The organism is Streptomyces sp. NPDC024632 (assembly GCF_055559175.1).
In genome coordinates, this window is the sequence record NZ_JBVHLD010000015.1 from 1 (window position 1) to 17,829 (window position 17,829).

Genomic DNA, 17,829 nt, shown 5'->3' on the forward strand with positions numbered 1-17,829 from the left:
CTCGCTCTCTCCCCCCTTCCGTTTTTCCCCCCCTGGCCAGGGACGGGGGGCCGCCCCCCCCCCCCCCCCCCCCCCCGACGGATCTCCGCGACGCTCTCGTCAGCAGCCGAGCGGCGCGGAACCGACGGCCACGTCGTCGAACCACAAGGTGTCGTCACCCGTGGCGTAGCTCTCCCAGCCGAGTCGCAGGGCGGTCGGCCTGGGCGGCGTGGTGCGCGAGAGCCACTGCTGGTCGATGTCCTGGGTCGGCACGCCGTCGGCGTGCAATCCGGGTATCTGCGTGTCATTGAGCCAGGTGTCGAGCTTCGGCGCCGTGGTGTCGACCGCGAAGCGCAGACACTGCCAGGTGAGGGTCGGCAGCGGACTGCTCAGCGAGACCCCGGCCGGACTCTGCGCCGGGAGGGTGGCGTCGTCACTCTCCCGGTTCCACTGCAGGGCGCCGTTCTGGCCGCCGATCCGCAGCGCCCGGCCGCCCTGGGAGGAGTCCGGCATGGAGACGAAGGCGACGTGCGAGGTCGGGAGCGCCGTGGTGTGCCGCACCCACATACGGATGTAGACCACCGGGCCGACCGACGACAGATCAGCGGTGGAGGCGACGAAGGCGTGGTTGCAGTAGCCCGCCTTTCCGTCCACCCGCAGGGACTTCGAGCCGCTGTGCGCGACTGTCGTGTCGATGGCGGCCGTCCCCGTGCCCTGGCAGTCGGGCGCGGTGAAACGCCAGTCCCCGGCGGGACCGGCACCGCTCTGGTCCTCAAAGCCCGTGCATATCGTCGCGGAGTCGCATCCCGCGGGGGGCGAAGTGGGCGGCGGCGTGGTCGGGGGCGTCGTAGGCGGGGTGGTCGGGGGCGTCGTAGGCGGAGTAGTCGGGGGCGTGGTCGGCGGGGTGGTGCTGACGGCTCCACAGGGCAGGTCGTTGAGGGCGAAGTCAGCGGGTTGCGAGCCCGCGGACCCAGCAGTTCCCTGCACGCCGAAGTCGACCGTGCCTCCTGCTGCCACGACGCCGTTGTAGGACGCGTTGACGGCGGTGACGGAGTGCCCGTTCTGGGTGACGGTCGCGTTCCAGGCCGAAGTGATCCTCTGATCACCGGCATACGTCCACGTCAGCCGCCAACCGCTCAGCGCCGCGCCGAGGTTGGTGACGTGCACCTGCGCGGTGTAGCCACCGGGCCATTCGTTGAGCGTGTACTCGGCCCGGCATCCGGACGCCGACGCGCCGAATCCGCTGGTGGGCACCGAGATCAGGAGCGAGACGGCCAGCGCTATGGCGGCGGCGACCGCCGTCCACAACCTGGGTGGTAACCGGAGAGTGCGAGCGGGCATAGGTGCCTCTTTCGGGGTGCTTGCGTGGGGGGAGCACAACATATGGGAGCGCTCCCATCCATCACAGCGCCCTGGCTGCACACTGTCAACGGATGCGGCCCGACCCAAGCGCGGCGCGACTCGGGCCGGTCTCGTCCGCAGGTGTTTACGAATTCTTGATCCACTGTTAGCTTCACAAATGGGAGCGCTCCCACTCGCAGACCCGTTCCCTCCCCCCACGCTGTCCCGGTGGCCCGGCCGCGGTGCGCCGCGGCCCCGGGAAAGCTCCCGGAAAGGTCATGATCTTGAAGCGAAAAAGAAGCTGGCAACTGTCGTTATTCGGTGTCTTCGCCCTTTTGCTCTCGGCGTTCGGCGCGGTCCTGCTCAGCCAGGGCTCCGCGCAGGCGCACGGCGTGGCGATGATGCCGGGCTCGCGCACCTACCTCTGCTACGAGGACGCCCTGACCCCCACCGGCGCCCTCACGCCGACCAACCCGGCCTGCGCCGCGGCGGTCGCCCAGAGCGGAACGACGTCGCTGTACAACTGGTTCGCGGTACTCGACTCCAACGCGGGCGGTCGCGGCGAGGGTTACGTCCCGGACGGAACGCTGTGCAGCGCCGGCAACAAGTCGCCGTACGACTTCTCGGCCTACAACGCGGCCCGCGCCGACTGGCCGAGGACGCACCTCACGTCGGGCTCCACGATCCAGTTGCAGTACAGCAACTGGGCCGCGCACCCGGGCACCTTCCGTGTCTATGTGACCAAGCAGGGCTGGTCCCCGACCACTCCGCTGGCCTGGGCCGACCTGGAGTCGATCGGAAGCACCACCAACCCACCCGCGGTGGGGTCGCCGGGAACCGACGGCGGCCACTACTACTGGGACCTGACGCTGCCCTCGAACCGTACGGGTGACGCGATGGTCTTCATCCAGTGGGTCCGCTCGGACAGCAATGAGAACTTCTTCTCCTGCTCCGACATCGCGTTCGACGGCGGTCACGGCGAGGTCAGTGGCATCCACAACGGCGGTTCGACCACGAGCGGCACGACTACTGGCACCACGAGCGGCACGACGACCGGCACGACCACTGGCACTACGACCGGCACGACCACCGGCACCACAAGCGGCACCACGACCGGCGGCAGCACAGGCGGGACCGACCCCGGCTCCTGCATGGCGATGTACGCGGTCTCCAACTCCTGGAGCGGTGGGTTCCAGGGGCAGGTCACCGTGATGAACCACGGCGCCTCGCCGTCGAGTCACTGGAAGGTGAACTGGACGCTCGGCACCGGCACGCAGATCACCAGTCTGTGGAACGGAGTCCAGTCAGTCAGCGGAGGCAGCATCAGCGTCACCAACGCCGCCTACAACGGCACGATCCCACCGGACGGCGCTTCCACGACGTTCGGATTCACGGCCAACTCGACCGGCAACAACACGCCCATCGGCTCGATCACTTGCACGTTCTCCTAGCGCGCTGACGCGGCCGACGCGCCCCGTACGGCCTCCTGCCGTGCGGGGCGACAGGCGCGGGGCGGCCGTCCCCGGACGCCGACCGGTTAACGCATTTCATATTCACGTGCGAACGCATCGTGCGCCTACGGACGAGCGTCCCTCTCTTCGGCGTCCCCGTTCGTGTCTTCCTCCAAGGCCACGGTCAGCTCGGTGTCGGTGTCGCGCCAGAAGGTCTCCGCGTCGCGCAGGATGTCCTTCACGATCCGCCACTCGCGCGGCTTGGCCGCCGCGTACTCCTGCCAGCCCTCGATCCGCAGCCGCCGCCCGTCGGAGCCGACCGGCCACCACGACAGGTCGGTGAGGCAGTCCGCGAGCGCGTCCCAGTTGCGGCCGAACCAGTCCGGCAGGTGCAGCCGCTCGGTGCAGCGGTCCATGAACGACTGGCGGTCGACGACCCCGGTCAGATCCAGTACGAGGGTGTCGCCCGGCGGTGTGGTGGCCGTCATCGCAGCACCGCCTCGAAGCTCTGGTAGTGGTCGGAGGTGTAGAAGATCTCGCCGTTGCGGCCGGTCACGATCCGCCGCGCGCCGCGGTCCGGGGCGTCCGGGGTCGGCACCGTGTACTCGTGGTAGTAGCCGCGCGTCCGGGCGGGCAGTTCCTTCTCGTAGTTGCCGAAGACGATGCCGTCCCTGCTGTACGGGTACGGTCCGCCGCGGTCGATCAGCGCCAGCGTGGTGCGGGCCTCGGGGGGCAGGTCGGCGGGGTGCACGACGTGGTGGCCGTCGGCCCAGGCGGGGGTGGACGAGGCGTGGGCGGCCCGCCCGGAGCTGTGGGCGGCCGGGACGACGGTGGGGGTCGCGCAGCCGCCGAGGAGGACCCCGAACAGAGCGAGCAGGCAGGTGGCGAGCACGGGGGCGACCGCGCGTGGAACGGACCGCAGCAGCATGCCGCCGATGCTGCCACACTTGATCACTTCCAGCGCGGAACGGCACTCCGCACGGGTCAAGCCGGGGGCCTCGCGGGTGGCCGTGGGTCGGTGCCGGTTGGCCGTGCCGGCTGTCCGTGGGTCGGTGCCTGGCCGGCCCGCGCCGGCTGTCCGTGGGTCGGTGCCGGGCCGGGGCACCTCCTCGGAATGCGTCACACCTGGTCACACGGAATTCGGCACCCGGCTGTCAACGCACTCCTGCGGGGGCACCCCGGCCCGTCCCCTCCGGTCGTTCGGCGGGCTGGCGGCCGTCCCATGCGGTCGAAGTCTGAGGGATCAGGGGCCGTCGGGGTCGGCGCGGTCGAGGGCGGGGCGGGGGGCGGGGGCGGTGAAGTGCAGGAGGTGGTCGGCGGCGGCGGTGTCGGTGACCAGGCTGGTGACGAGGCCGGAGCGGAGCACCGCGTCGATGGCGGCGGCTTTGCGGCGACCGCCCGCGATGGCGAGCACTTCGGGGATCCGGCGGAGCCGGTCGGCGTCGATGGTGATGCAGCGCTCGCCGAGGTCGCGGCCGACCCTGCGGCCCTGGGCGTCGAAGAGGTGGGAGGACATCTCGGCGGCGACGCCGAGGCCCGCGTAGTGCTCGCGCTCCTCGTCGGTGAGGGCGTCGTGGACGGTGGAGACGCCCGCTTCCCAGGAACCGACGGAGACCACGGCGACGGTGACCTTGTCGAAGTAGCCCATGGCGGCGGCGATGCCGCTCTGGGCGCGCAGGGCGCTGGCTGTGGCGGGGTCGGCGAGCACCATCGGCGCGTACAGCGGATGCGCCTCGCCGCCGGAGACGGCGGCGGCGGTGCGTACCGCCTCGACGGAGCCGCGCTCGGTGGTGCCGACGTCGTAGACGCCGGTGAGCTGGACGACGGTGCAGGGCGCGAGCCGGTCCAGCGCGTTGGCCATGGTGATGATGGAGCGGCCCCAGGCCAGGCCCAGTACGTCGCCGTCGTCCACCAGCTCGCCGAGCAGGTCGGCGGCGACGGCGCCCAGATTCTCCGGGTCGGGCGCGTCCGCCTGGTCGGGCGGGGTCTCGACGACGACGGCGTGCCGCAGGCCGTAGTGGGCGCGCAGGGCGTCGGAGCGCTCGGCGTCCAGCTCGGCGGGGACGCGGATCTCGATTCTCACCAGGTCGCGTTCGAGGGCGGTCTCCAGGACCCTGGCCACCTTGAAGCGGCTGACCCCGAACTCCTCGGCGATCTGGATTTTGGACTTGCCCTCCAGGTAGAAGCGACGTGCCATCGCCGCCGCCTGGACCATCTCGCCGGGGCCCATGCGCACCTGTGTGCGGCCTGTGCTCACGTCGGTTCTCCCCAGTCGCCTATCTGATCCGCGTTGCCCCATGTGATCCGCTCCGCGCTCATCCTCGCAGATCGTGCCGTGTTACGGGCGCGTAGCGAAGACGCTTCCGCCCGTGGTAACCCCCGGTAGGCGCCCCCGTCACCGGGGCACTTCCGCGGCCTTCGCGGCGGCCTGCTCGCGCAGCGCGCGGACCGCGGCGGCGGGGTCGTCCGTGCCGTACACCGCAGAGCCCGCGACGAAGACGTCGGCGCCCGCCTCGGCGCACCGCTCGATGGTCTCGGCCGAGACGCCGCCGTCGACCTGGAGCCACATGTCGAGGCCGTAGCGGTCGATCAGCGCCCTGGTGCGGCGGATCTTCGGCAGCATGATGTCGAGGAACGCCTGGCCGCCGAAGCCCGGCTCGACCGTCATGATCAGCAGCATGTCGAGTTCCGGCAGCAGGTCCTCGTAGGGCTCGACCGGGGTGGCGGGCTTGAGCGCCATCGACGCCCGCGCGCCCTTCGCCCGGATCTCCCTGGCGAGCCGGACCGGCGCCGCCGCCGCCTCCACGTGGAAGGTCACCGAGCCCGCGCCGGCCTCCACGTACGCGGGCGCCCAGCGGTCCGGGTCCTCGATCATCAGGTGGCAGTCGAGCGGCGTCTCCGTCGCCCTGCTCAGGGACTCCACGACCGGCACCCCCAGCGTGAGGTTCGGCACGAAGTGGCTGTCCATCACGTCGACATGGAGCCAGTCGGCGCCCTCGACCGCCTTCGCCTCCTCGGCGAGCCGCGCGAAGTCGGCGGAAAGAATGCTGGGGTTGATCTGCACGCTCATGGGTCCAGCAAACCAGATCCGGAGGACGTGTGTTCCCACCCACCGGTCCCGCCAACCCTCGGACACGGCACGAACGCCAGTGCCATGCTGGTGCCGATCACTCTCCGGCACGATCCGGCGCTCCCAGGGCGTCGCGTCGGACGGCGGGGGGACGACACCACGAGCGGGCCCGGGGGGCACTCATGGCGGGCGGAGCGGGACGGATAGCGCACGTCGTCTGCGGGCGGCGGAGCAAGTGGGTCGTCCTCGGCCTGTGGATCGTCGTGCTGGTGGTGGTCTCGCCGCTGGCCCAGAAACTCACCGACGCGCAGAAGAACGACTCGGCGAGCTGGCTGCCGAGCAAGGCGGAGTCCACCCGAGTGCTGGAGCTCCAGAAGCAGTTCGTGCCGGAGAGCGCGCCCGCGGTCGTCGTGTACTCCCGGCCCGGCGGCCTGACCGACGCGGATGTGGCGAAGGTCGGCGCGGACGCCGCCTCGGTCAAGTCGCTGACCGCGCACGGCATCGTCGGCAGCCGTACGGTCGGACCGCAGCTCGACCGGCGGACCGCGCCGCGCGCCGCGCTGCTCATCGTGCCGATCACCATCGACCCGAGCGGCTGGAGCACCATCGCCGACGCGGTCAAGCAGCTCAGGTCCACCGTCGGGCAGGGCGACGACGGGCTCCGGACGCACATCACGGGCCCCGGCGGCTTCTCCGCGGACTCCGCCGACGCCTTCGCCGGGATCGAGGGCACCCTGCTGTACGCGGCCCTCGCCGTCGTCGTCGTGATCCTGCTGATCACCTACCGCAGCCTGAGCCTGCTCTTCGTGCCGGTGCTGTCCGTGATCGGCGCGCTGTTCACGTCGGAGGCGGTGATCTACCTCCTCGCCGAGCACGCAGGTCTGGTGGTCAACGCCCAGAGCGCGGGCATCCTCACCGTCCTGGTGTTCGGCGCGGGGACGGACTACGCGCTGCTGCTCGTCGCCCGCTACCGCGAAGAGCTGCGCGATCACGAGGACCGGCACGAGGCGATGGCGCTCGCCCTGCACCGGGCGGGCCCCGCGATCATCGCGAGCGCGGCCACGGTGGCGCTGAGCATGCTGTGCCTGCTGGCCGCCGACATGAACTCGACCTCCGGGCTCGGCCCCGTCGCCGCGATCGGTGTCGCGGTGGCCCTGCTGGCGATGCTCACGCTCTTCCCCGCCCTGCTGGTGATCTTCGGCCGCTGGGTGTTCTGGCCCGCGATCCCGCACGTGGGCAGCGCGGAGCCGACCGAGGCCGGTGTGTGGTCACGGATCGGCACGGCGGTCGGCCACCGGCCGCGGTCGGTGTGGATCACGACGGTGGTCGTGCTCGGCGCGCTCGGCCTCGGGCTGTTCTCGCTGAAGGCGACCGGCCTGTCCAGCGCGGACAGCTTCACCGACACCCCGGACTCGGTGGTCGGCCAGAAGGTGCAGTCCCGCTACTTCCCGGCCGGTGGCGGCCAGCCGCTGGTGGTGATCGCGCGGGCGGGCGCCGCCGACGAGGTGCGTACGGCGCTGGCCTCGGTGAAGGGCGTCGTGCCCGGCTCGGTCGGCACCCCGCCGGGCGTGGCCGCGCGGAGGGACGGCCGGGTCTACCTGGAGGCCACTCTCGCCGACCGCGCGGACAGCGGGGCCGCCCAGCGGACCGTACGGCTGGCCCGCGACACCCTGCACCGCGTCCCCGGCGCGGACGCCCTGGTCGGCGGCGGGACGGCGGTGCAGAAGGACACGAATCAGGCGGCGGGCCGCGACAACAAGCTGCTGATCCCGCTGATCCTGCTGGTCGTCCTGCTGATCCTGGCGCTGCTGCTGCGGGCCCTGGTGGCGCCGCTGGTGCTGATGGCCACGGTGGTGCTGTCCTTCGGCGCCGCCCTCGGCGTCAGCTCGCTGGTCTTCCGGCACGTGTTCGGATACGCGGGCGAGGACACGGCGTTCCCGCTGTTCGTCTTCGTGTTCCTGGTGGCGCTGGGCATCGACTACAACATCTTCCTCATGACCCGCATCCGGGAGGAGACCGTCCGGCGCGGCACCCGCGACGGCGTCCGTACCGGTCTCGCCGCCACCGGCGGGGTGATCACCTCGGCCGGGCTCGTCCTCGCGGGCACCTTCGCGGTGCTCGGCACGCTCCCGGTCGTCGGCTTCGCCGAGATCGGCTTCGCGGTCGCCTTCGGCGTCCTGCTCGACACCTTCGTCGTCCGCTCGGTGCTGGTCTCCGCGATCACCCTCGACCTGGGCCACCGGGTGTGGTGGCCGAGCAGGCTCGACTCGCCCCGTGCCGCCCCGGCGCAGGCGCGCGAGGAGGACCGGGAGCAGCCAGCGGACAGCCGTTAGGGCCTGTCCGGCGGATCACGGGCGCGTCAGCGCTCGCGGCGGGTGTTGAGCCGGGCCGCCTGCCGGGTCAGGTGGTCGCGCTCGGCGAGGTTCGGCGCCTTCGGGGCCGCCTGCGCGTAGAGCCGGGCCGCCGTCGCCAGGTCGCCGTCACGCTCGTGGAGATACGCGGCCACCGCCGTGTACCGGGGCAGCGTGTCGTCGAGGGCGGCGAGCGCCGCGAGACCGGCGCGGGGGCCGTGCGCCTCGCCGACCGCCACCGCCCGGTTGAGGCGGACGACCGGGCTGTCGGTCAGGGCCGCCAGTTCGTCGTACCACTCGACGATCTGCGCCCAGTCGGTCTCCTCGGCCGTCGGCGCGTCCGCGTGGAGCGCCGCGATGGCGGCCTGGGCCTGGAACTCGCCCAGCCGGTCGCGGGCCAGCGCCGCCTGAAGGATCTCGACGCCCTCGGCGATCGCCCCGGTGTCCCACCGGCCGCGGTCCTGCTCGGCGAGCGGTACGAGGCTGCCGTCGGGCGCGGTCCTGGCGGCCCGGCGGGCGTGGTGCAGCAGCATGAGGGCGAGCAGCCCCGCCACCTCGGGGTGGTCGATCACGGCCGCGAGCTGCCGGGTGAGCCGGACGGCCTCGGCGGACAGGTCGACATCGCCGGAGTAGCCCTCGTTGAAGACCAGGTACAGGACCCGCAGCACCGTGGCGACGTCGCCCGGCCGGTCGAACCGCACGCCGGAGACGGTGCGTTTGGCCCGGCTGACGCGCTGCGCCATCGTCGCCTCGGGCACCAGATACGCCTGGGCGATCTGCCGGGTGGTCAGGCCGCCGACGGCCCGCAGAGTGAGCGCGACCGCCGACGACGCGGTCAGCGACGGGTGCGCGCACAGGAAGTAGAGCTGGAGGGTGTCGTCCGCGCCGGAGGCGGGCCCGCTCGCCGGTTCCTCGTCCACCCGGTCCTCACGCCTGCGCCGGGCCGTGTCCGCCCGCGTCGCGTCGAGGAACCGCCGCCAGGCCACCGTCACCAGCCAGCCCTTCGGGTCACGCGGCGGATCGTCGGGCCAGACGCGTACCGCTTCGACCAGTGCGTCCTGCACCGCGTCCTCGGCCGCCGCGAAGTCGGCTCCGCGCCGGACGAGGATCGCGAGCACTGCCGGGGTGAGGCTCCTGATCAGAGCCTCGTCCATCAGTGGGGGCACCCCGTGACGGTGGGGTGGGCGCCGAGGAACGGACGCAGCTCCAGCCATTCGTGGATCGGCTTCCCCCCGGCGCCGGGCGCGGCCGACAGCTCCCCTGCCAGTTCGAGGGCCCGCTCGTAGCTGTCGACGTCGATCACCATCCACCCGGCGATGACGTCCTTGGTCTCGGCGAACGGCCCGTCGGTGACCGGCGGACGGCCCTCCCCGTCGTACCGCACGAAGGTCCCCTCGGGGGCGAGCGCCTGGCTGTCGACGTACTCGCCGGTCTCCTCGAGGCGGGTCGCGAAGTCGTTCATGTACGTCACGTGCGCCGAGATCTCCTCGGGCGTCCACTGCGCCATGGGTACGTCGTTCACCGGCGCCGGGGCGCCCCGGTAGTGCTTGAGCAGCAGATACTTCGCCATGGTGCTTCTCCTCGGTGCGGATGCGGCCCATTGTGGTCGCGCTTCACCTCGGGGACGGAGCCGTGCGCGGGTTCTCGACATCGCCGCCGGAAGTTTTTGGCCCGCGCGGCTGAACGCGGGCGACCGGCTCCCGGCGGGCGGTCAGGCCGTACGGCGCAGGAGGGCGAGGTACATCGCGTCCGTGCCGTGCAGGTGCGGCCAGAGCTGGATGTCGGGGCCGTCGCCGAGGGCGGGGACACCGGGCAGCAGCGGGCGTACGTCGATGCGCTCGGCGGCCGGGGCGCGGTCGTCGCGGAGGATGTCGTCCACGACGGCGCGGGTCTCCGCCAGGTGCGGGGAGCAGGTCGCGTAGCCGACGACGCCGCCGACGCGCACGGCGTGCAGGGCCTCGGTGAGCAGGCCGCGTTGGAGGGGGCCGAAGGTGGGTACGTCCTCGGCGCGCCGTCGCCAGCGGGCCTCGGGCCGGCGGCGGAGCGCGCCGAGGCCGGTGCAGGGCACGTCGACCAGGACGCGGTCGAAGGAGCCCTCGGCCCAGGCGGGGCGGGTGCCGTCGGCGACCACGACCTGGTACGGGCCGGGGTTGCCCGCCAGGGAGCGGGCCACCAGGCGGGCGCGGTGGGGCTGCTTCTCGGCGGCGACGAGTTCCGCGCCGCGCTGGGCCGCGAGGGCCGCGAGGAGCGCGGCCTTGCCGCCGGGGCCCGCGCAGGCGTCGAGCCAGCGGGCGTCCCGGCCGTCGAGCGGGACGGCGGCCAGCGCGGCGGCGACGAGTTGGCTGCCCTCGTCCTGCACGCCGGCCCGGCCCTCGCGGACCGCGTCCACGGCCGCCGGGTCACCGCCCTCGGCCAGCCGTACCGCGTACGGCGACCAGCGGCCGGGCTCCGTCGTGTCCGGCGGCAGCGACTCCATCAGCTCGCGCGCGGTCGACCGGCCGGGGCGCGCGACCAGCGTCACCTCGGGCCGCTCGTTGTCCGCCGCCAGCAGGTCCTCGATCCCGGCCCGGCCGCCGCCGAGCGCGTCCCACAGCGCCGAGACGACCCAGCGCGGATGCGAGTGCACGACGGCCAGGTGGTCCTCGGGGTCCTCGTCGTACGGCGGCGCGACCAGTTCGAGCCACTCGTCAAGGTCGTGCGCGGAGACCTTCCGCAGCACCGCGTTCACGAACTTCGCCCGGCCGTCGCCGAGCACCACCCTGGCCAGCTCCACGCTCGCCGACACCGCCGCGTGCGTCGGGATACGGGTCCCGAGCAGCTGGTGGGTGCCCAGCGCCAGCACGTCGAGCACCGGCGGGTCCACCTCGCGCAAGGGCCGGTCCACGCAAGCCGCGATCACCGCGTCGTACGTTCCCTGCCGCCGCAGCGTCCCGTACACCAGCTCCGTCGCCAGCGCCGCGTCCCGCCGGTCGAACTCCCGGCCCTTCTTCACCGCCTCCGCCTCCGCCGCCTTCAGCAGGCCGGGCAGCACCAGATTCGCGTACGCGTCCCGCTCCCCCACCGCCCGCAGCGCCTCGAACGCCAGGATTCTGACGGGGTCACGCTGGGGTCGGCGGTACGGCTTGCCCTGCGGGCGGCGGCGCGGCTGGTCGTTCACGTGTGAAGGTGCTCCGATTTTTACGAAGGTCGGTCGCCGTCCACCCTAAGCGCCTGCGGCGCGGGGCGTACTCCTGCCCTGCGGACAGGCCCCAGGGCGTGTCCGCCCTAGGCCCCGAGGCGGGAGCCGGACGGGATGCGGGCGCCCCGGGCCCAGTCGGCGGCGGCCATCCGCTTCTTGCCCTGCGGCTGCACCTCCCCGAGGAGAACGGCGTGGCTCCCCGTCCCGACGTACACGGCGTTCTTGGCGACGCCCAGCTCGCCGGGGGCGAGGTCGACGCGGTCGGGCTGGGGCCGGACGGGCCCGAGCTTGAGGCGTTCGCCGGAGGTCAGGGTCCAGGCGCCGGGCGCGGGGGTGCACCCCCGGATGAGGCGGTCGACGCGGAGCGCGGGCGCCGTCCAGTCGACGGCGGCGTCCTCGACGGTGATCTTGGGCGCGAGGGTGACCCCGTCGGCGGGCTGGGGCCGGGCGACGAGGCGGCCGTCCTCGATGCCGTCCATGGTGGCGACGAGCAGCCCGGCGCCGCTGCGGCCGAGCCGGGTGAGCAGGTCGCCGCTGGTGTCGGTCGGGCCGATCTCCTCGGTGAGGACGCCGTAGACGGGCCCGGAGTCGAGCCCCTGCTCGATGAGGAAGGTGGACGCGCCGGTGACCTCGTCACCTGCCATGACCGCGTGCTGCACGGGCGCGGCGCCGCGCCAGGCGGGCAGCAGCGAGAAGTGCAGATTGATCCAGCCGTGCGCGGGGATGTCGAGCGCGGCCTTGGGCAGCAGCGCGCCGTAGGCGACGACCGGGCAGGCGTCGGGGGCGATCTCCCGCAGCCGGGCGAGGAAGTCCTCGTCGCGGGGGCGCGCGGGCTTGAGGATTTCGACGCCGGCCTCGGCGGCCCGCTCGGCGACCGGGCTGGCCAGCAGCTTGCGGCCGCGCCCGGCCGTCGCGTCGGGCCGGGTCACGACGGCGACGACCTCGTGCCGGTCGGAGGCCAGCAGTGCGTCCAGTGCGGGTACGGCGACCTCGGGGGTGCCGGCGAAGACGAGCCTCATCGTGCGGGGTGTGCCTCTCGATGGTGGTTCACGGGCGGGCTTTTCGGCCTGACGGCGCGACGGCCTGACGGCTCGCCGCCGTCAGGGGGGCGTCACTGCCCGCGCCCGAAGGTGTCGTGCGGCGAGATCTTCACCTGCGGCACGCTGTTCTCGCCCGGCACCCGCCAGATGCCGTCCGGGCCCTCGGTCGCCTCGCGGATCGCCTTGAGCGCGGCCTTGCGCTGCTCGGTGTCGAGCCGGTCGATGAAGATGACCCCGTCCAGGTGGTCCGTCTCGTGCTGGATGCAGCGGGCGAGCCGCTGCGTGCCCTCGATCGTGACCGGGTCGCCGTACATGTTGCGGCCCTTGGCGACGACGCCGTACGCGCGTTTGCAGTCGTACGTCAGGCCAGGCAGCGACAGGCAGCCCTCGGGACCGTCCTGCTCGTCCTCGCTGAGCGTCAGCTCCGGGTTGATCAGGTGGCCCAGCTCGCCCTCGACGAAGTAGGTGAACACCCGCAGGGAGACGCCCAGTTGCGGCGCGGCCAGGCCCGCGCCCGGCGCGTCCCGCATGGTGTCGGTCAAGTCCTGTACGAGCGTGCGCAGTTCCTTGTCGAAGGTCGTGACCGGCTGCGCCGTCATGCGCAGCACCGGGTCACCGAAGAGGCGGATGGGCTTGACGGACACGGCGGCGGTCTCCTGGAACGGGCGTACGGCGGCGGCTCCGGACGCCGGGTGCCGGCCGTCCTGACCGCCCCGGGGACGGGGCAGGGGTCAATTCTAGAGGCGCGTTCGGCCCGCCGTGGCGGGGGTGCGCGCCCTGCCGCGCGCCCCCCGAGGGGTGGGCTGCGCCCCTTGCTGCGTGACTCCATGGGCGGCTGGCGCGTTGGTCAAGAGAGTTTGCCCGAATTCGGGTCAATGCACACGGCCCATTCCTTAAGTAACCGCCGGTTGGAGAGGCTTGTTGATGCCCGACCACGCAACCCCTGACGCCCAGGCACGGGCCAGCCTGCACCTGCTGGTGCGGGACATCGAAAGGGTCCGCCGCCAAGTGGACGCGCTGCGGACCCTGACCGCCCAGTTGGGCAACGTCTACCGGCCGCGCCGCAGCGGCCCCACCGCCGGATTCGTCGTGTACGGCCGCGCGCCCGCCCCGACCGTCCGGCTCGCTCAGGAGCTGCGCGACAGCGTGGAGACCCTGGTCACCGCGGCCGTGGAGTTCGACCGCTCCCTGGGGTTCTCCTGGGACGCCGTCGGCTCCGCGCTCGGCGTGACCAAACAGGCGGTGCACCGCCGGTACGGCGGGCGCCGCAGCGCGCCTCCCGGACCCGACGAGCAGGCCGCCTCCGGGCACGGGGTGGTGACCGGCAGCCCCGCGCCCCTCGCCTCCGTCCCCGCCGCCCGTTCCATGCCGGGGGCGCTTCCGCCGGGCCCGCTTCCGCTGGGGGCACTGGAAGCGCGTGAGCCACGCGACGACCGTGAGGACGCCGTCACGTCCTTCCCCGGGCCGCGCAACGGCTGACGCCGTCCCCTCCCCCCTCCCTCCTCCGCGCCGTAGTCCCGCCGCCGCCCGCCACGCCGACAGGTCGGGCACCGCGCGCCTGCGGCGCGCTTCCGGGAGGGGGTTGCCCCCTTTTCCCCCACGACGGTCCGTCGCGGCTTGTCGCGCAGTTCCCCGCGCCCCTCAAAAGACCGGCGCCACCGCCACGTGCACGACCACGTGCGCTCACCCCACGCGGCCGAGGGCCCCGTCAGGGGCGCGGGGAACTGCGCGACAAGCCACGACGAGCCGTCGTGCGCAAACGACAGGCACAGCCCCCGCCAGGGGCGCGGGAAAGCCGTCGCGGGACAGGGGCCGTTCGGGGCGGTCAACCGGGTCACCGGGAACGTGGGGAACCCCCGGCGGAGCCGGTCAGCCGATGTTGGGGGGGTCCATGCGGACGTGGACCGGGTCGGAGGCGCCACGGGTGGCGCGAGCGATCTGGGCCTCTTTGAGGGCGGCGGCGAGGGCGGAGCCGGTGCCGGGGGGCACGCGGAGCAGTAGCCGTTCCCACTGCTCGCCGGGCGGCGGCTCCCCGTGGCGGCGGGTGCGGCCGGGGCCGGACGTGGTGACGGGCAGGGGCACGGGCCCGAGCTGGTCGGTACCCGGCGGGAGCCGCAAGGTGTCGAGGAGGTCGACCACGGCGGCCGGGGGCCCGACGACCGAGGCCATCCGGGAGACCGGCGGAAAGCGCAGCTCGGCGCGTTCGGCCAGCTCGCGCAGGGCGTGCCCGGCGGGGTCCCAGCGGACGAGGGCCTGGACGGGCCGCAGGGTCGGCTCGCCGAGGATGACGACGGTGCCGCCCTCGCCCGCGGGCCGTACGAGGGCGGCGGCGTGCGCCCAGCGCCGGAGCGCCTCCTCACCGGCGCGCAGGTCGGGCCGGTTCAGCAGCGCCCAGCCGTCGAGCAGCAGGGCCGCCGCGTAGCCGGTGTCGGCGACGGGTTCGGCGCCGGGGGTGGCGATGACCAGCGCGGGGGCCGCGCCGACCGAGGCGAGGACGGTGTCGCGCCCCGAGGTGCGTACCGGCACTTTGGGGAAGGCGCGCCCCAGCTCCTCGGCCGTGCGCCGCGCGCCCACGATCTGGGCGCGCAGCCGGAAGCCGCCGCACTCGGGGCAGTGCCAGTCGGCGGCGGGCCGCCCGCACCAGCCGCAGTGCGGGGTGCCGCCCTGCTCGCGGACTTCGAGCGGCCCGGCGCAGGCGGTGCACCGGGCGGGTTCGCGGCAGTTGTCGCAGGCGAGCCGGGGTACGTAGCCGCGGCGCGGCACCTGGACGAGGACCGGGCCGCGCGCCAGCGCCTCCCGCGTGACCTGCCAGGCGATCGACGGCAGCCGGGCGGCGCGCGCGGCCTCGTCCCTGGCCTGGTCGCCGTCGCCGACCGTGCGGATCAGCGGCGCCGCCGCCCGTACCTCGTCCCGGCCGGCCGCCAGCGGCAGCGCCCAGCCGCTGTCCACGAGCTGGGCCGCCTCGACGGTGCTGGTGAGGCCGCCGAGCAGGAACGCGGTCCGTTCCTCGGCGGCGCGCAGCAGCAGGACGTCACGGGCGTGCGGCTGCGGGGCGTGCGGCTCGGCGTGGCTGGAGTCGCCGTCGTCCCAGAGCGCGACGAGGCCGAGGTCGGTGACGGGCGCGAACATCGCGGCGCGGGTGCCGACGACGGCCCGTACCGCGCCGCGGCTGACGGCCAGCCAGCGCCGGTACCGCTCCTCGGGGCCCGCGTCGGCGGTGAGCAGGACGTGGCGGCCCTCGCCGAGCAGTTCGGTCAGCGCCGCGTCGACCCGGGCGGCGGACCGGCCGTCGGGCAGTACGGCCAGGGCGCCGCGGCCAGAGGCGAGGGTGGTGGCGACGGCCACCGCCAGTTCGCGCGGCCAGCGCGGTCCGGGCAGCGCGAGCCAGACCGCGCGGGGCGTGTCGCCGCGGGCCAGCGCCTGGAGGTACGCGGGGCCCGTCGCGTACCGCTGCCAGCTCCCCGGCTCCGGCGCCGCCGGGTCCGGCAGCGGTCCCGGTGACGGATCGCGCTCGGCGCGGGCCATCCTGGGCGGTACGGCGAGCTGGACGACGTCGGCGAGCGCTCCGGCGTACCGGTCAGCGACCTGGCGGCACAGCTTCAGCAGCGGCGGGGTCAGCACCTGCTCGGTCGACAGCACCTGCGCGAGCGGGGCGAGGGGGCCGCGGAAGTCGCTCTCGGCCCGCCGTTCGACGATGAAGCCGTCGTGCAGCGAGCCGCCTTCTCTCCTGCCCTTCACCACGCGCGCCCCGAAGCGGACCCTGACCCGTACGCCGGGTCTGGCCTCCTCGTCCATGGCCGCCGGCACCGCGTAGTCGAAGAACTGGTCCAGGTGCAGCAGCCCCTTGTCGACCAGCACCCGTGCCACCGGCAGCCCTTCGGCGAGGGCCGCCCCGCGCCATGTGCGCGGCTTGGCCTTGGGCTCCTTCGCCTTCTTGACGGTCTCCCGAATGAGCGCGAGCTGCTCCCCTGCGGGGGGCTCGGCGTCCTGACCGTTCTCGCTGCTCACCTTGCGATTCTTACAGACCCCTCGGACACACTCGCGCCGCCGCGAGACGGCGCCCCCATACCGGGGCGGGGGCGCCGTACGGACTTAGAGCCCGGCGGCCGAGCGCAGGGCGTCGACGCGGTCCGTCCGCTCCCAGGTGAAGTCCTCCAGCTCGCGGCCGAAGTGGCCGTAGGCGGCGGTCTGGGCGTAGATCGGGCGGAGCAGGTCGAGGTCGCGGATGATCGCGGCGGGCCGCAGGTCGAAGACCTGGCTGATGGCCTGCTCGATCTTCTCGACGTCGACGCTCGCGGTGCCGAAGGTCTCGACGAAGAGACCGACGGGCTCGGCCTTGCCGATGGCGTAGGCGACCTGGACCTCGCAGCGCGCGGCGAGCCCGGCGGCGACGACGTTCTTGGCGACCCAGCGCATGGCGTAGGCGGCGGAGCGGTCGACCTTGGACGGGTCCTTGCCCGAGAAGGCGCCGCCGCCGTGGCGGGCCATGCCGCCGTAGGTGTCGATGATGATCTTGCGGCCGGTGAGCCCGGCGTCACCCATGGGGCCGCCGATCTCGAAGCGGCCGGTGGGGTTGACCAGCAGCTTGTAGCCGTCGGTGTCGAGCTTGATGCCGTCGTCGAGCAGGGCCTTCAGCTCGACCTCGACGACGAATTCCCGGATGTCGGGCGCGAGCAGCGACTCCAGGTCGATGTCGGAGGCGTGCTGCGAGGAGACCACGACGGTGTCGAGGCGGACGGCCTTGTCGCCGTCGTACTCGATGGTGACCTGGGTCTTGCCGTCCGGGCGCAGGTACGGGATCTGGCCGTTCTTGCGGACCTCGGTCAGCCGCCTGGACAGGCGGTGGGCGAGCGTGATCGGCAGCGGCATCAGCTCGGGCGTCTCGTCGGACGCGTAGCCGAACATCAGGCCCTGGTCGCCCGCGCCCTGCTTGTTCAGGTCGTCGTCGGTCGCGGCGGAACCCGCGACGCGCTTCTCGTACGCGGTGTCGACACCCTGTGCGATGTCAGGGGACTGCGCGCCGATGGACACCGAGACGCCGCAGGAGGCGCCGTCGAAGCCCTTCTTGGAGGAGTCGTAGCCGATCTCCAGGATCTTGTTGCGCACCAGGGTGGCGATATCGGCGTAGGCGGTGGTCGTGACCTCGCCCGCGATATGCACCTGACCGGTGGTGATCAGCGTCTCGACGGCGACCCGGGAGTGCGGGTCGGCCTTGAGGAGGGCGTCGAGGATGGTGTCGCTGATCTGGTCAGCGATCTTGTCTGGGTGTCCCTCGGTGACGGACTCCGAGGTGAACAGGCGGCGGGACACATCGCTCCCTGGGGTTGCAGCGGCTGCTGGCTGAATCTGGGCGGAGTGCGCAGGGCTGCGCCCGGCACTCCACTGCAAGCTTATAGTCCGCCGCCGCGGACGTGACACG

Annotated in this window: 15 protein-coding genes; 3 read left to right on the forward strand and 12 right to left on the reverse strand. The window is 73.2% G+C overall.

Annotated elements, in window-relative coordinates:
* Nucleotides 1-99: 99 nt before the first annotated feature.
* Entirely contained in the window at nt 100-1,320 is a 1,221-nt protein-coding gene (locus ACZ37P_RS27580) for a cellulose-binding domain-containing protein (protein ID WP_391160769.1), read from the reverse strand.
* Nucleotides 1,321-1,598: 278 nt separating this feature from the next.
* On the opposite strand from ACZ37P_RS27580, the gene ACZ37P_RS27585 reads away from it, so the two are divergent.
* On the forward strand, nt 1,599-2,771 hold the full coding sequence (locus tag ACZ37P_RS27585) for a lytic polysaccharide monooxygenase (protein ID WP_467349100.1): 1,173 nt from the start codon (nt 1,599-1,601) through the stop codon (nt 2,769-2,771).
* 125 nt (nt 2,772-2,896) lie between these two features.
* On the opposite strand, the gene ACZ37P_RS27590 is transcribed toward ACZ37P_RS27585, so the two are convergent.
* The 4 genes from ACZ37P_RS27590 to rpe form a co-directional block, all read right to left on the reverse strand.
* The gene (locus ACZ37P_RS27590; RefSeq protein ID WP_355348833.1) at nt 2,897-3,259 is read right to left on the reverse strand and encodes a barstar family protein; all 363 of its coding nucleotides are present in this window, start codon (nt 3,257-3,259) and stop codon (nt 2,897-2,899) included.
* Nucleotides 3,256-3,699: a guanyl-specific ribonuclease gene (locus tag ACZ37P_RS27595; protein WP_355348830.1), complete on the reverse strand. Its 444-nt coding sequence runs from the start codon at nt 3,697-3,699 to the stop codon at nt 3,256-3,258. The genes ACZ37P_RS27590 and ACZ37P_RS27595 overlap by 4 nt, the downstream gene beginning before the upstream one ends.
* 315 nt (nt 3,700-4,014) lie before the next feature.
* Nucleotides 4,015-5,028, reverse strand: a complete 1,014-nt coding sequence (locus ACZ37P_RS27600) for a sugar-binding transcriptional regulator (protein WP_467349102.1) — start codon at nt 5,026-5,028, stop codon at nt 4,015-4,017.
* Nucleotides 5,029-5,166: 138 nt separating this feature from the next.
* A complete protein-coding gene (gene rpe / locus ACZ37P_RS27605) occupies nt 5,167-5,841 on the reverse strand; it encodes a ribulose-phosphate 3-epimerase (protein WP_355348824.1) in 675 nt (224 codons plus the stop codon).
* Nucleotides 5,842-6,023: 182 nt separating this feature from the next.
* Between rpe and ACZ37P_RS27610 the strand changes: the two genes are divergently transcribed.
* Nucleotides 6,024-8,174, forward strand: a complete 2,151-nt coding sequence (locus ACZ37P_RS27610; RefSeq protein WP_467349103.1) for an MMPL family transporter — start codon at nt 6,024-6,026, stop codon at nt 8,172-8,174.
* Between the two features lie 26 nt (nt 8,175-8,200).
* Here the strand turns inward: ACZ37P_RS27610 and ACZ37P_RS27615 are convergent, their stop codons facing one another.
* The 5 genes from ACZ37P_RS27615 to def form a co-directional block, all read right to left on the reverse strand.
* Nucleotides 8,201-9,346 (reverse strand): RNA polymerase sigma factor, encoded by a 1,146-nt coding sequence (locus tag ACZ37P_RS27615; RefSeq protein WP_467349105.1) that lies wholly within the window; start codon nt 9,344-9,346, stop codon nt 8,201-8,203.
* Complete coding sequence (locus ACZ37P_RS27620) at nt 9,346-9,762, reverse strand: YciI family protein (protein WP_355348815.1); 417 nt, start codon at nt 9,760-9,762, stop codon at nt 9,346-9,348. Before ACZ37P_RS27620 ends, ACZ37P_RS27615 begins: the two co-directional genes overlap by 1 nt.
* A 141-nt stretch (nt 9,763-9,903) precedes the next feature.
* Nucleotides 9,904-11,349 carry an RsmB/NOP family class I SAM-dependent RNA methyltransferase gene (locus ACZ37P_RS27625; protein WP_391046670.1) on the reverse strand — a complete coding sequence of 482 codons (1,446 nt, stop codon included), beginning with the start codon at nt 11,347-11,349 and terminating at the stop codon, nt 9,904-9,906.
* A gap of 107 nt (nt 11,350-11,456) precedes the next feature.
* Nucleotides 11,457-12,389, reverse strand: a complete 933-nt coding sequence (fmt, locus tag ACZ37P_RS27630) for a methionyl-tRNA formyltransferase (RefSeq protein WP_391160780.1) — start codon at nt 12,387-12,389, stop codon at nt 11,457-11,459.
* Nucleotides 12,390-12,481: 92 nt separating this feature from the next.
* On the reverse strand, nt 12,482-13,054 hold the full coding sequence (def, locus tag ACZ37P_RS27635; RefSeq protein WP_391046667.1) for a peptide deformylase: 573 nt from the start codon (nt 13,052-13,054) through the stop codon (nt 12,482-12,484).
* Between the two features lie 280 nt (nt 13,055-13,334).
* On the opposite strand from def, the gene ACZ37P_RS27640 reads away from it, so the two are divergent.
* Entirely contained in the window at nt 13,335-13,889 is a 555-nt protein-coding gene (locus ACZ37P_RS27640) for a hypothetical protein (RefSeq protein ID WP_355348803.1), read from the forward strand.
* A gap of 390 nt (nt 13,890-14,279) precedes the next feature.
* On the opposite strand, the gene ACZ37P_RS27645 is transcribed toward ACZ37P_RS27640, so the two are convergent.
* Nucleotides 14,280-16,418, reverse strand: coding sequence for a primosomal protein N' (locus ACZ37P_RS27645; RefSeq protein WP_467349109.1), 2,139 nt, complete (start codon nt 16,416-16,418; stop codon nt 14,280-14,282).
* An 84-nt stretch (nt 16,419-16,502) separates the two neighbouring features.
* The gene (metK, locus tag ACZ37P_RS27650) at nt 16,503-17,720 is read right to left on the reverse strand and encodes a methionine adenosyltransferase (protein ID WP_401307156.1); all 1,218 of its coding nucleotides are present in this window, start codon (nt 17,718-17,720) and stop codon (nt 16,503-16,505) included.
* Nucleotides 17,721-17,829: the final 109 nt, after the last annotated feature.